11 protein-coding genes are annotated in these 13,385 nt (G+C 65.1%); all 11 read right to left on the bottom strand.

Annotation, left to right across the window (positions count from 1 at the left end):
• Positions 1 to 74: 74 nt before the first annotated feature.
• Positions 75 to 680, bottom strand: a complete 606-nt coding sequence (locus tag E4L98_RS25715; protein ID WP_135204382.1) for a tetratricopeptide repeat protein — start codon at positions 678 to 680, stop codon at positions 75 to 77.
• 22 nt (positions 681 to 702) lie between these two features.
• Complete coding sequence (locus E4L98_RS25710) at positions 703 to 1,470, bottom strand: GIN domain-containing protein (protein ID WP_135204381.1); 768 nt, start codon at positions 1,468 to 1,470, stop codon at positions 703 to 705.
• A gap of 48 nt (positions 1,471 to 1,518) precedes the next feature.
• Positions 1,519 to 1,719: a hypothetical protein gene (locus E4L98_RS25705; RefSeq protein ID WP_135204380.1), complete on the bottom strand. Its 201-nt coding sequence runs from the start codon at positions 1,717 to 1,719 to the stop codon at positions 1,519 to 1,521.
• A gap of 120 nt (positions 1,720 to 1,839) precedes the next feature.
• On the bottom strand, positions 1,840 to 4,320 hold the full coding sequence (locus E4L98_RS25700) for a family 20 glycosylhydrolase (protein ID WP_229257570.1): 2,481 nt from the start codon (positions 4,318 to 4,320) through the stop codon (positions 1,840 to 1,842).
• A gap of 8 nt (positions 4,321 to 4,328) precedes the next feature.
• On the bottom strand, positions 4,329 to 5,762 hold the full coding sequence (locus E4L98_RS25695) for an ATP-binding protein (protein WP_135204378.1): 1,434 nt from the start codon (positions 5,760 to 5,762) through the stop codon (positions 4,329 to 4,331).
• Positions 5,755 to 6,462 (bottom strand): response regulator, encoded by a 708-nt coding sequence (locus tag E4L98_RS25690; RefSeq protein WP_135204377.1) that lies wholly within the window; start codon positions 6,460 to 6,462, stop codon positions 5,755 to 5,757. Before E4L98_RS25690 ends, E4L98_RS25695 begins: the two co-directional genes overlap by 8 nt.
• Positions 6,437 to 7,681: an ABC transporter substrate-binding protein gene (locus tag E4L98_RS25685; RefSeq protein ID WP_229257569.1), complete on the bottom strand. Its 1,245-nt coding sequence runs from the start codon at positions 7,679 to 7,681 to the stop codon at positions 6,437 to 6,439. The genes E4L98_RS25690 and E4L98_RS25685 overlap by 26 nt, the downstream gene beginning before the upstream one ends.
• A 140-nt stretch (positions 7,682 to 7,821) precedes the next feature.
• On the bottom strand, positions 7,822 to 10,443 hold the full coding sequence (locus E4L98_RS25680) for a TonB-dependent receptor (RefSeq protein WP_229257568.1): 2,622 nt from the start codon (positions 10,441 to 10,443) through the stop codon (positions 7,822 to 7,824).
• A gap of 43 nt (positions 10,444 to 10,486) precedes the next feature.
• Positions 10,487 to 11,626, bottom strand: coding sequence for an ABC transporter ATP-binding protein (locus E4L98_RS25675; protein WP_135204375.1), 1,140 nt, complete (start codon positions 11,624 to 11,626; stop codon positions 10,487 to 10,489).
• A 12-nt stretch (positions 11,627 to 11,638) separates the two neighbouring features.
• The gene (locus E4L98_RS25670; RefSeq protein WP_135204374.1) at positions 11,639 to 12,457 is read right to left on the bottom strand and encodes a carbohydrate ABC transporter permease; all 819 of its coding nucleotides are present in this window, start codon (positions 12,455 to 12,457) and stop codon (positions 11,639 to 11,641) included.
• Entirely contained in the window at positions 12,454 to 13,380 is a 927-nt protein-coding gene (locus E4L98_RS25665; protein WP_229257567.1) for a carbohydrate ABC transporter permease, read from the bottom strand. Before E4L98_RS25665 ends, E4L98_RS25670 begins: the two co-directional genes overlap by 4 nt.
• Positions 13,381 to 13,385 lie beyond the last annotated feature (5 nt).

Raw genomic sequence — 13,385 nt, 5'->3', positions numbered from 1 at the left:
ATTCGGACATTGGATCGCGCGCGATCCAATGTCCGAATGTCGGCTCTGACCCCGAATTGTACGACAGGGGGAGGTTAGCTGCCGGTGCGCGACTTGGTGGGCAGCGGGGTGCCGGGACGCCATGCGGCCGACAGCGCCTGCCCTTCTTCGATCTGCTCGGGTGACATGTTTTTCAGCACAGCGGCCCGTTGTTCCGCCGCGTTGGTCACGCCGTTGGCGGCCGCCAGGTTCCACAGCATGTAGGCGATCACGTTATCCTGCGGCATGCCGCCGACGTGGTAACGGTACATCAGCCCCAGCGCCTGCTGCGCCTCGCCATGGCCCTGCTCGGCCGCCTTGCGGAACCAGGCCACCGCCTGCTTGTGGTCCTGGATCACCGCGTTGCCGGTGTAGTACATGGCGCCGACCACGTATTGCGCGTCGGCCTTGCCCTGCAGCGCGGCCTTGCGGTGCCACTCGAGCGCAGTCTTGTAGTCCTGCGGCACGCCGCGTCCCATGTAGTACATCAGGCCCAACAAGTGCTGCGCGTCCGCATTGCCGGCTTTGGCAAGCGGACGTATCTCTTTCAGGGCCACCGCGTAGTTTTTACTGTTGTAAGCGGTCGCCCCTTCGGCGAACCCCGCCAGCGCCGCCTGTTGCCAGCTGAGTGCGAGGATGATCGCTAGTATGAATTTTTTCATATCGCGTTATTCTGTAAGGTTTTTATTTCCAGCTGACCTTGCCCAAGCCGTCGACGCTGACGTCGCGGTTCAGCGGTTTGCCGTAGACCGTCACCGATCCCAGCCCGCTCAGGTTCAGCGTCGCATTGGTGGCGGCCGTGACGGTCGCGTTGCCCAGCCCGCTCAGGTCGATATTCACGGAATCCGCCTGCAGCTTTTGCGCGTTCAGGCCGCCCAACCCTCCCAAATTGGCTTTCAGCATCTTGCTGCGCCCGCCGACGGTGATGTAGCCGGCGCCGCGCAGGTCAAGGTCGGCCTTGTCGTTTTCGGTCAGCCACAGCTGCATGCTGCCGACCCCGCCCAGGTTAGCCTTGAGCACGCGGTAGTCGCACACCACTTTCATGCTGCCGGCGCCGTCCATGGTCAAGACCAGTTCCTCGCCGCTGAAGCCGTTGATTTCGGTGGTGCCCACGCCTTCCGATACCACTTCGCGCAGCGCCGGCAGGACCAGCTCCGCGCGCGCCGCAGAACGGCTCAGCTTGATGTTGCGGCCCTCGGTTTCCAGATGCAAAGTGTCGCCCGTTTGCGACGCCGTCAGCTTTTCCATGTAGCGCCTGTCGCCGGTGATCCTGAGTGAGGGCGTGTCGCCACGCAGCACTTTCAGATCGATCACCCCGTCCAGCTTGACGCGCACCACGCGGGCGTCAATGGCGACGGTGCGCGTCTCGGTGGACTCGTCGGCGGCATCCGCGCGACCGAGCAGGGCGCAGAAGGCGGCAAACAGCAGGCCGAATTGGAAAAGCTTCTTCATTATTGAATCCTTGGTGTTGTTCTTGGCTGACAATCTAGCACGGGCGGATTACGACAACCGGGCTTTTTCAGCGGCGGTCAGGCGCTGAGCCTTGATCACAACAACCTGGACGGGAGCCTGGGCGGCCGCCAGCTCGGCGCCCACCTTGAGGGCGGCGTGGGCGTCGGCGGCGGCACTGGCGTAAGCGGATGCGCCCAGCAGGACGGCGGCGGTCAGGAAGATCACTTCCATGTGTTTGGCGATGTTCATTTTGCTCTCCTCGGTAAACGTTGCGGTATGTGATCACTATAGCGATCACCTCCCCGACGCTCACCCGGATTGCGACGAACTGCACAAAACGCCGACCAGACGTCGAAAACCGGGGTATTTCTACTTGTTCACGATGCGCGCCACCAGGCCGGAACGGCCGTTGCGGTCGAAGCCGGCCGCCTGGATCACGCCCCTGGCGGCGATCGGTCCGGTGACCGGTTTGCTGTGGACGGTCGGGACGCTGCCATCGGTGGTGTAGCGCAGCGTCAGCCCCGGCAGGGTATGGTTGATCAGCACCTTGCCGCCCTCCACCACCATGCCCGGCGGCGCAATCCGATAAAACACGTCGCCGCGCTCCAGGTCCAGACGCGGCAGCTCGCGCTGCCCCAGCAGGTTGACGAAGCCGGACCACGCCGCGCGGTGCAAAGCCTCCGCCCGCGCCGGATCGGTTTCACGCGCCCAAGCCGGGTCCGGCGCCCAGCCACGTTCCGCCACCGCCAGCAGGCGCGGCATCATCAGGTAATCGAGCAGATGGGTGTCGCGGATGGTTTCCGAGAACAGCGTCGCTTCGACGCCGCGGACATGACTGCGCCCCGCTTCGCTCAGGCTCGCGGCCAGCGGCTTGAAGTCGTACACGGTATCCAGCTCCAGGTAGGCGCCCCAGTTGACGCCCGGCTCGTCCGGATTCGGATTGGCCGACATGTCCAGATACATATTGGTCACCGGCGCCAGCACCACGTCGTACCCGGCATTCGCCAGCCGGTAGGCAAAGTCCTCGTTGCCCGGCGTGTTGTTCCAGACATAGAGACTGAAGCCGCGCCGGTTGAAGCGCGGGTTCGGCGCCTGCGGCGCGCCCTCCTCGGCCGTGCGGCGCGCGCCCATTTCTTCCCACCCGGAGGCGTACAGCCCCTGCTTGCGCAGAATGCCGTCAACGCGGTTGTAAAAATAGTCCCACAGGTCGGCCACACTGGCCAGCTTCTCGCGCTGCATCAGCGCGCGGCTGACGGGCGACTGCTCCCAGGCGCCATGCGGCAGCTCGTCGCCGCCCACGTGCATGGTTTTGAGTGGCACGCCGGCTTCGCGGTGCAGCGCGGCGATTTCGGTCACCACCTTGTCGATGAAGGTGTACGCGGATTCCAGGCCCGGATTGATGACGTGATCGGTGTACTCCTGCGGTGAGCGATAGACGGAACGGTCGTCGAAATCGTTCAGCAGATACTGGTCGGCGCCCTGCTCGCCGGCGTCCTTCATGCGGTGATAACGCGCCTCCATCGCCTTGACGGCGGCACGCGCGTGACCGGGCATTTCCACTTCCGGGATCACGTCGATGTGGCGCGCGGCGGCATAGCGCAGGATTTCGATGTATTCGGCGCGGCTGTAGTAACCGCTGCCGTGCGGATCGTCGATGCGCGGGCCGGAGCCGTAGGCCGGCGGCAGCCGCACGCCGGGCCTGTCGCTGTGACCACGCACCGCGCCGATGGAAGTCAGTTCCGGCAAGCCCGTAATCTCGACGCGCCAGCCTTCGTCGTCCGTCAGGTGGAAGTGCAGCGTATTCAGCTTGTACTCGGCCATCAGGTCCAGCGTCTTGAACACCACTTCCTTGGGCTGGAAGTTGCGCGCCACATCGAGCTGGAAGCCGCGATAGGCGAAGCGCGGCGCGTCGGTCACCTCCAGCTCCGGCAGATCGAGCGAGGATGCGTCGGACGGCAGCGGCAGCATCCCGTGCAGCGACTGCAGCCCACGCGCCACACCGGCGGCGCTGTTGCCGACGATGTTGATGCCCTCGGCGCCGACGCTCAAGGTGTACGCCTCCGGCGAATCCTGCCCGTCCACATCGCCGATGCGCAGGCGCAGCGGCAGCGGCGGCTGCGCCGTGTCGCCCGGCGGCAGATAGCGCGCAAACAGCGCGCGCGCATAGGCCGTCTCGTAACGCAATCCGGGGCCGGAGATCACCTGCGGCGCGCGCGCCAGATGCACTTTGCCCGGACCGCTGCGCAATGCCAGCGGCGTCGGGAACACCAGCGGCAGCGCATCGGTCGGCAGCAGGTCGGCGCGCGCGTTGCGGCGGTAGATGTCCTGCACCGTCACCAGCGCGTCGCGACCGGCGGGACGCCTGAGCTGCTCGGGACGCGTCGGCACATGGACCTGATAATCGCCGATGGCGATGGCCGTTTCCGGGGCACTGTCGAACACCAGGTAAGGCCCGGACGGCGCCCGCGCCATCTTGATCAGCAGGTTGGGGTAATCATAGTCGATGTGCAGCGTACGGCCCGCCGGCAATCCCTTGAAGCCAGGCTGCGGACGAATGCGAAACAGTCCGCCGCTGACCGTCTCCAGCGCCAGCTTGCCCGCCAGCGGCCCGGTGACGATGCCGTCCGTGCAGTTGAAGTAGATCGACCAGCCCTGCGCCGGCAAGGCCATGCCGCGCGGCGCGGTAAAGCTCAGGCGCGCCCGGGTGCGGCCGTGCGGAGACGAGAAATCGTTACGCAGCACTTCCCAGCGCATCCGCGGCGCGGATGCCGGCGCCCCGGCCGGCGCGGCCTGGGCCAGTTGGCCAACCGTGAACAAGCAGGCGGCAAGGATCTTCGGGGACAAATTCATCTTCTCTCTCATGCAGGCAAACGGATGGTGGCATTCAGGCCGCCTTCCGGGTGGTTCTCAAGTATCAGCCGGCCGCCATGGGCTTCGATCACGCCGCGCGCAATGCCCAGCCCCAGTCCCAAACCACCGTCGTTCTGATCGCGGCCGTGCTCCAGCCGCACATACGGATCGAACAGGCTTGCCAGCGCCTCTTCCGGCACGCCGGGGCCGTGATCGCGCACGGCGATGGTCACCGCGCCGTTCTCGCTGCCGGTGCTGATTTCCGCGCGTTTGCCATAATACAGCGCATTGTCCAGCAGGTTGCCGATGGCGCGCTTCAGCGCCAGCGGCTTGGCGCGCACCGACAGGCCGGAGTCGGCATAGCCCACTTCGTGACCGGCCAGCCGCGCGCTGCGCACCAGGCGGCCCAGCAAGGTGTCCAGCTTCACCTCGGCCGGATTCTCATGGATGTCGCTGTCTTTCACGCATTGCAGCGCGCCCTTGACCATCATGTCCAGTTCATCGAGGTCTTCCTCGAATTCGTTGCGCAGCGCCTCGTCATCCAGCAGTTCGGAGCGCAGCTTGAGGCGCGTGATCGGCGTGCGCAGATCGTGCGAGATGGAGATGAACAGGCGCTCGCGGTCCTCGATATAGCGCTGTATGCGTTCGCGCATCGCACTGAAGGCGCGCGCGGTGTTGATGAATTCCCGGCTGCCCGTCTCCGGCAGCGGCGGCGCGTGGTCGCCCTGCCCGAACGACGCCGCCGCATCCGACAGCGCCGCCAGCGGACGCGTGATCCAGCGCACCACCAGCAAACACAGCAGCAATACCGCCGCCAGCGACAAGCCCTGTAACGCCAACCGGTCCCAGGCCCACGGATCGTTCGCGTTCAGGAAATACGGATTCGGCATCAGCGCCGCCATGTACAGCCAGTTGCCCGGTTCGAGCTCGGTCTGTATCACCAGTATCGGCGCGGGGTCGGGCTGCAACAGCAGGATGTGCTGCACCCAGGCGTCCGGCAGCTCGCCGAGCCGCACGCCGTCCGACACGGTCAGTTCATCGGGCCATGCGAAGGCCAGGCGGAAGCCGGGCGAATGCGGCAGATCGCCCTTCAGCGTGGCGCCGACGGTGGCCTTGACGCTGTCCGCCAGCGGATGCGCCGCGATCTGGCGGACGTCCACACAGGCGTGATTCAGATTGACGAAGAAACGCGTGCCGCCCATCTCGCGCATCTGCTGTATCACCAGCGCGCGATAGCTGGGCGGCAGGCTGCGGAAGAAGCGGATCGCGGCCGACGCGCTGTGCGCCACGTACTGCGCCGCCGATTCCGCCTCCACGCGCGATTTGGCGCGCAGCTGCGCCGACCAGATGGCGTTGGCCGCCAGCTGCGTCACCAGCAGCCCGGCCACCATCACCAGCGTCAGACGGCCCAGCAGCGACGCCGGCCACAGGCGCCTAAGCATGCGCGACGTTCACTTCGGCCGAGAATACATAGCCGGCGCCGCGCACGGTCTTGATCAGCGCCGGCTGCTTGCCGTCGTCGTTGAGGCGCAGGCGCAGGCGGCTGATCTGCACGTCCAGCGAACGGTCCAGCGGCCCGGCGTCGCGTCCGCGCGTCTCCTCGCACAACACGCTGCGGTCGAGGATCACGCCCGGATGTTCGACGAAATACTTCAGCAGCTGGAAGTCCAGCCCCGTCAGGGCCAGCGGCGCGCCGGCGCTGTCGGTCACCTTGCGCTCCTTGAGGTCCAGCGTGAAGCCGACGAACCGATAGTAGCGTACCGACGGCGTGTCCAGCGCCGCCCGCCGCAGTATCGCCTTGATACGCGCCAGCAGCTCGCGCGGGCTATACGGCTTGGCGATGTAGTCATCGGCGCCCAGCTCCAGGCCGACGATGCGGTCGGTCTCGTCGGAGCTGGCGGTGAGCATGATGATCGGCACGTTGGAGCGCTGCCGCACCTGCTTGCACAGCGCGAAGCCGTCGGTGTCCGGCAGCATCACGTCCAGGATCACCAGCGACAGCTGCTCGGCGTGTGCGTGCAGTTCGGCGAGGAAGCTCTCGCCGTTATGCGACAAGACCACCTCGTACTGGTTCTTTTCCAGATACGTCTTGAGCAGGACGCGGGTCTTTTGGTCATCATCTACGATCAGTATCTTGCGCACCGAATGCTCCTTGATTCTTCAGGTTAAACAGGCGGAACATCACGCCCAGGCGGCGCTGCGCCTCGGTTGGCGTGGTCCGGTCATCCAGGAAATAACGATGTATCTCGGCGATGATGGCGTCGCGGCTGGCCTCATCGGTCGCCATGCGGTGCACCAGGCTGGGCGCCTGCACCGCCGCGCCCAGCGCGAACATGGTCCACGAGGCGCGCGCGCAGCTGTCCAGGCGCGACGGGTCGGTGTCGCGCCGCACCGGCACCGAGCCTTTCAGCACGTTGTAATCCATCTGCACCGGCGGCGACACCAGCAGCCTGGCCATCTTTTCCTGCGCCGCCATGTTGCGGTAATCGCCGCCGAACATGGTGAAGCTGTCGACGCTGTACAGGTGATAGCGTCCGGTTCCCGGCGCCGCGGCGCAGGCGAAGTCCTGATCCAGCACCATGCCCAGGTCGCGCAGTTCCGGTTTGGCCCAGTCGCCCATGATCATCATCGCCGCTTCCCTGCGGGCGAACTGGCGCGCCACCTCGGGCCAGGAACGCTCGTCGATCTGGCCATTGGCCCAGCCCTTGACGATGCGCAGGCGGCGCAGCGCGTCGGCCGTGCGCGGGTCGGCCGCCGCGGCGGGATCGCGTCTGACAAATAACTGTCTATAGAATTCCGGCCCGCTCTCGGCCAGCACCAGGTTTTCGAACAGCGCCGCCACCTGCCAGGCTTCGCTGCTCTGCGCCAGCGGCGTGACGCCCGCCGCCTTCAGCTTATGCACCACGGTTTCGAATTCGGCCCAGCTTTGCGGCGGCGCCAGCTTGTGGCGGGCGAACAGTGCGCGGTTATAGAACAGCGTGTTGACGCGGTGGATGCCGACCGGCGCGGCCACCACGTGCTTGCGGTGCGTGATCAGCGTTTGTATGGTCGGGAACAGCACGTTGTTCCAGTTGCCGCCGCTGGCGACATTGTCGATTTCCAGCAGCAGGCCCAGGTCGGCCCACTCGGCGATCGAGACGCCGATCATCTGCGACACTTCCGGCGCATCGCCCGCCAGCACGCGGCTCTTGAGCACCTTGCCGGCGCCCAGCCCAGCGCCGCCGGGAATCGCCGCGTCCCGCCATTCGATGCCCTCTTCCGCGGCGCGCGCGGCCAGCAGGTCGGCGGCCTTGCGCTCGCCGGGCGAAGTCCACCAGTGCAGCACCTGCAGGCTCGCCGCCGGCGCGGCATGCGCCGTCATGCCAGCCGCCAGCAGAGCGCCGATGAAACGAAGACGTATCCGTATCACTCCATATCCTGGACGACAATAATGACACGATTGTAATAGAAAAAAGCCCGATGCCAACATGGAATCGGGCTATATCGGTTATGAAACCGCTGTCAGAACTTGGCTTTCACGCCGATGCTGTAGCGCGCGCCGTTCTCGTACACGCCGACCGGCAGGCCGTCGGTGGTATTGGTGCGGATGACTTCATTGCCGATATTCACCGCCGTCAGGTACAGCGACACCTTGGGCGTGATATCCCAGCTGGCCGAGGCATCCCACTGGCCGTAGGCGCTGGTCACATCCTGGCCGCCTTCGTCCAGCGCGCCATAAGCCTTGGAGCGGTAGTTGTACGACAAGCGCACGCTGTAGCCGTACTTCTCCCAGAAGCCGGTAACGTTGGCCTGGTTGCGCGAGTTGCCGATCACGTTCAGCTTGACACCGTTGGCGTTGGCGCCGGTCTTGGCGTCGGTGTAGGTGTAGTTGACGATGCCGCCGAAGCCATTGCTGAACGCCTGCTGCCACTGGAATTCCAGGCCGTTGATGGTGGCGCCGTTGCCCGCGTTGTAGGGACGGGTCACCGAACGCACCACGCCGGCGACGTTTTCCGGCGCGGTCTGGGAGTAGATGAAGGTATCGAGCTTCTTGGCGAACACCGTCGCCGACAGCAGCGACGCCTCGGCGTAGTACCACTCGGCGCCGATCTCCGCCTGGTTGGCGTGATAAGGCTTGAGCAGCGGGTTGCCCGAGGTGGCGGCGTTGGTGGTGCCGCTGACTTCCGTGCTGGCGCTCAAATCGCTGTAGGTGTTACGCGCCATCACGCGCGACAGCGCGCCGCGCACCAGCAGATCCTTATTGACGTTGTAGACCGCGTTCAGGTTAGGCAGCGCGTCCGTGTAGCTGCGCGAGACGCTGCCCAGCACGTAGTTGCCGTTGCCGCTCAGGTCCTGGTAGGCCTCTGAGATCTGGTCGGTCTTGACCACGCGGACGCCGAAGTCGCCGCGCCACTGGCCGGTGGCGAAGTCCGCGCGGACGTAGGTGGCATAGATCTTTTCGCGGATCTTGTAGTATTCGCCCTTGGCTTCCGCGTAGGTCATGGCCTTGTCGTACATCGGGAAGCCCTTGGAATACGCCAGGCCGTCATCGACCCAGGCGTACTGCGTCAGCGAGCCGGCCGTCGCGGCCTCCTGGCTCAGCATCGGCGAGGCGCCGGTCGACAGGTCGGCCAGCGAGTAAGAAATCCAGCCAGGGCTGCCCGGACCGGCGGTGCCGATGATGCGGCGGTTCTGCACCTTGGTGTCGCGGATCTTGGCGCCGACCTTGATGGCGCGGATGTAGTCGTTGTTCAGGTCCAGCGTGAAGTCGGCCTGGCCGTAATTCTCCTTGGTGTCCATGCGGCGGATCCAGTCGCGCGCGCTTTGCAGCGTCAGCTTGCTCGGGTCCAGTGGGCTGATATCGAGATATTTGACCTCGTAGGTGTCCGGCGCGATGTTGAAGGTGGTGCGCGTATTCCCGACCAGCCAGAAGTTGCGGTCATGGTCGCTGCCGCCCGATCCCTTGGTGGTGCCGACCTGGCCGTGCAGCTTCCAGTTGTCGCCATCGTAGGTGCCGTCCAGATCCAGCACCTGCGACTTGACGTAGGACTGGCGGAAGATAGGCTCGAACGACACGCCGCCGGTCGGCCCGACGGTGCCGCCGACCAGCGCCTTGGTGCCATCCGAGGTGGTGATGAACTTCGGATTGGTGACCTGGATATTGCCCTTGGCATCGGCCAGACCGCCCGCTTCCCACAAGTAGTTCTGGTTGCTGTTGTCCATGTCCATATCGGAATTCATGTAGTTCAGCGTGATGTCGGTGTTGGCGTTCGGGCGTGCCTGCAAGGTCAGGTTGCCGGTGGTGCGCTCGCGGTCCTGGCGGAAGATGGCCGAGCCGCCGCCCCAGGAAGCGTAGGCGCCAGGCGTCACCGCACCGTTCTGGTCGACGATGTTGTACTTGGTGGAGTCGGTGAAATTTTCCAGGCCGTCGCGGCGCATGGTGCGTTTCTGTTTGCTGACCGCCAGCAGCGCGCCAAAGGTCTTCTCGTCGTTGATCCAGCTGATCAGGCCGGAGAACTGCGGGTCGGTCTTCTTCGGCAGCTCGCTGTAGGTGGCTTCCGCCGAAACCTGCGCCACGAAGCCCTTGAGCTGGAACGGCTTGCGGGTCTTGACGTTCACCAGGCCGCCGATGCTGCCCTCGTCCAGATCGGCCGACGGCGATTTGTAGACGTCGATGCTGCCCACCAGTTCCGACGCCAGGATGTCGTAGTTGAAGCCGCGGCTTTGCGCATCGTTCTTCCACCAGTAGCCGGAGGCCACGGCCTGGCCGTTCAGTTGCGTGAGGTTGAGGTTCTTGTCGGTGCCGCGCACGAAGATGTCACGGCCCTCGCCCCAGGTGCGGTCCACCGAGATGCCGGGCACGCGCTGCAGCGAGTCGGCCACGTTCTTGTCCGGGAACTTGCCTACGTCGTCGGCGGTGACGGTATCGACCACATTGTCGGCGTCACGCTTCTCGGCCAGGTTGCGCTTGAGGCGTTCGCGGATGCCGCGCACTTCCACGGTATTGGCTTCCGCGGCCGGTACGGCGTCGCTGGCCTGCGCATCGGCCGCCACGGCATCGCTTGCGTGCGCGTGGGCGGCCAGGCCGCTCATCGCCAGCGCGACCACCTGCGGTAGTATTTTTTTCCTGAGTACCGGCTTCATTCCATTCTCCCTGTTTTATGAAAATTAAAGAACCGCTGTCATATCAGGCGCTGCGCATCAAGCCGCGCGGCGCCGATACCATATTCCCGGGACGCAGACGCCGCCGCGCCGATCCCGTTTCGTCGAACACGTGAAAGGCAGTGCTCTCGGCCGAGAAAGTGATGGACTGTCCCGGCGCGACATGGCGCTCGCCATCCCCGCGTATCACCACGTCCTCCCCGCCCTCGCGGGTGACGTAGATGTAATTGGCCTCGCCCAGGTGTTCGACCACACTGACCTCGCCCGTGAAAACTTCCGAACCGCCGCGCGATTCGCTGATGTGTTCCGCGCGCAGCCCCAGCGTGACCGGGGCGCCGATGCGCATGCCGCTGCCGTCGACGGCGGCGCGCACCACGTCGCCGGCGCTCAGGCGCACCACCACGCCGTGCGCGTGCGCCTCCGCCACGCTGCCGGCCATGAAATTCATGCGCGGCGAGCCGATGAAGCCGGCCACGAACAGATTGCGTGGCTGCTGGTACAAATCCAGCGGCGTGCCGGCCTGCTGGATCTGCCCCTCGTGCATGACGACGATCTTGTCGCCCAATGTCATGGCCTCGACCTGGTCGTGCGTGACGTAGACGATGGTGGCGTCCAGCTGGCGGTGCAGCCTGGCGATTTCCAGGCGGGTCTGCACGCGCAGCGCCGCGTCCAGGTTGGACAGCGGCTCATCGAACAGGAACAGCTGCGGCTCGCGCACGATGGCGCGGCCGATCGCCACCCGCTGACGCTGGCCGCCGGACAGTTCGCGCGGCAGGCGCTCCAGCAGATGGCTGATCTTCAACGTGGCCGCCGCCGCCTCGATGCGCTGCCTGATCTCCGGCTTGCCCTTGCCGGCGATCTTCAGGCCGAAGGCCATGTTCTGGTACACCGTCATGTGCGGATACAGCGCATAGCTCTGGAACACCATGGCGATGCCGCGTTCGGCCGGCGGCAGCTGGTTGACCACGCGATCGCCTATCTTCATGGTGCCGGCGGTGATGCTCTCCAGGCCGCACAGCATGCGCAGCAGCGTCGACTTGCCGCAGCCGGACGGCCCCACCAGCACCACGAATTCGCCGTGCGCGATCTCCAGGTCGATGCCGGCCAGGACGTCGGTCCGGCCGTCGTAGGATTTGCGCAGCGCTTGCAGACTTACACTTGCCATCGGTTCCTCTCTTTATTTCACCGCGCCGGCGGTCAGGCCGCGTATCAGCTGGCGCGAAAACAGTGCGTACAGAATCAGCATCGGGATCACCGCCAGCGACAGCGCGGCCAGCACCGAATTCCAGTCGGTCACGTACTGACCGATGAACTGCTGCACACCCAGCGTGACGGTGCGGGTGCGCTCGGACGGCGCCAGGATCAGCGGGAACCACAGGTCGTTCCAGGCGGGGATCATGGTGAACACCGCCACCGTCGCCATCGCCGGGCGTATCAGCGGCAGGATCACGCGGAAGAAAATGGCGACTTCGCCGATGCCGTCGCAGCGCGCCGCGTCTTTCAGTTCGGACGGCACCTGGCGCATGAATTCGGACAGGATCATCACCGCCAGCGGCACGCCCTGTGCCGTGTAAACCAGCACCAGCGCCGTCAGCGTGTTGACCAGTTCCAGTCTGACCATCAGCTCCAGGATCGAGACCGTGCCGAGCCGGATCGGAATCATGATGCCGAAGGCGATGAACAGCGCCAGCACGCGATTGCCCATGAAGCGGTACTCGGACAGCGCCCATGCCGCCATCGCGCCGAACAGCAGGATGCAGAACAGCGCCGCCAGCGTCACCACCAGGCTGTTGCCGAAATAGAGCAGGAAATGGGTGCTGGCCAGGACCTTCTGGAAGCCGATGAAGGTCAGCGATTCCATGGTCGGCAGCGCCAGCGGATCGTCGAAGATCGCCTCGCGCGACTTGACCGAGTTAATCAGGATCAGCGCGATCGGGAACAGCGCCAGCAGCGTGTACGCCATCAGCGCGCCGTGGACCATCAGCCGGCCCCTCATAGCGCGAACCTCGTCAGGCGGCGCTGGACGCCGACAAAATAGACGCCGACACCGGCCAGTATCACCAGGAACATCAGCGTCGCCACGGCGGAACCCAGGTAGGCGTTGCCGACCTGCGCCTGGTAGCCGAAGAAGGTCCGGTAGAACAAGGTGCCGAGGATGTCGGTCGAATAATTCGGCCCCGCCAGCGCGCCCTTGATCGAGTAAATCAGATCGAACGCATTGAAGTTGGCGACGAAGGTCAGGATGGTGACCAGGCCCAGGGTCGGATAAATCAGCGGCAGCTTGACCTGCCAGAAGATGCGCATGGCGCCGGCACCCTCGACGTGCGCCGCTTCGACGATCTCCTCCGGCACCGCCAGCAGTGCGGCGTAGATCAGCATCATCGGCATGCCGATGTACTGCCATACGGAGACCATGGAAATCGCCGTCAGTGCGGTTTCTTCCTGGCCCAACCAGGGTGCGAAGAAGTCGCTCAGGCCCGCGAAGCCCATCAGCTTTTCGCCCACGCCCCACAGCGGCGACAGGATCAGCTGCCAGATGAAACCGATGATCACCACCGACAGCAGCGTGGGCAGAAAGATCAGCGTGCGGTAGGTGCGCGCGCCGCGCAGCCCTTTTAGGCTGAACAGGGTCGCCAGCAGCAGGCCGATGGGATTCTGCAGCAGCATGTGCAGGCAAAAGAACCTGGCGTTGTTGATCATCGCATTCCAGAAACCGGCCGACCAGTCGGGATCGAGCAGCACCGTGCGGAAGTTTTGCAGTCCGGCGTAGACCGCCTTGCCGCTGTCGTCGGCGGTAAAGAAACCCTGCCCCAGCGTCTGCGCCAGCGGCAGCGCGCTGAACACGCCGTAGATGATCAGGGCCGGCGCCAGGAACAACAGCAGCTGCCAGCGCCGTACCGTATTCACTTCATGCTTCAAGACTG

This window comes from Duganella callida (assembly GCF_004614165.1).
GTDB lineage: Bacteria > Pseudomonadota > Gammaproteobacteria > Burkholderiales > Burkholderiaceae_D > Rugamonas > Rugamonas callida.
The sequence above is the reverse complement of the archived record's forward strand: the minus strand, read 5'-3'. Positions and strand labels throughout refer to the sequence as shown.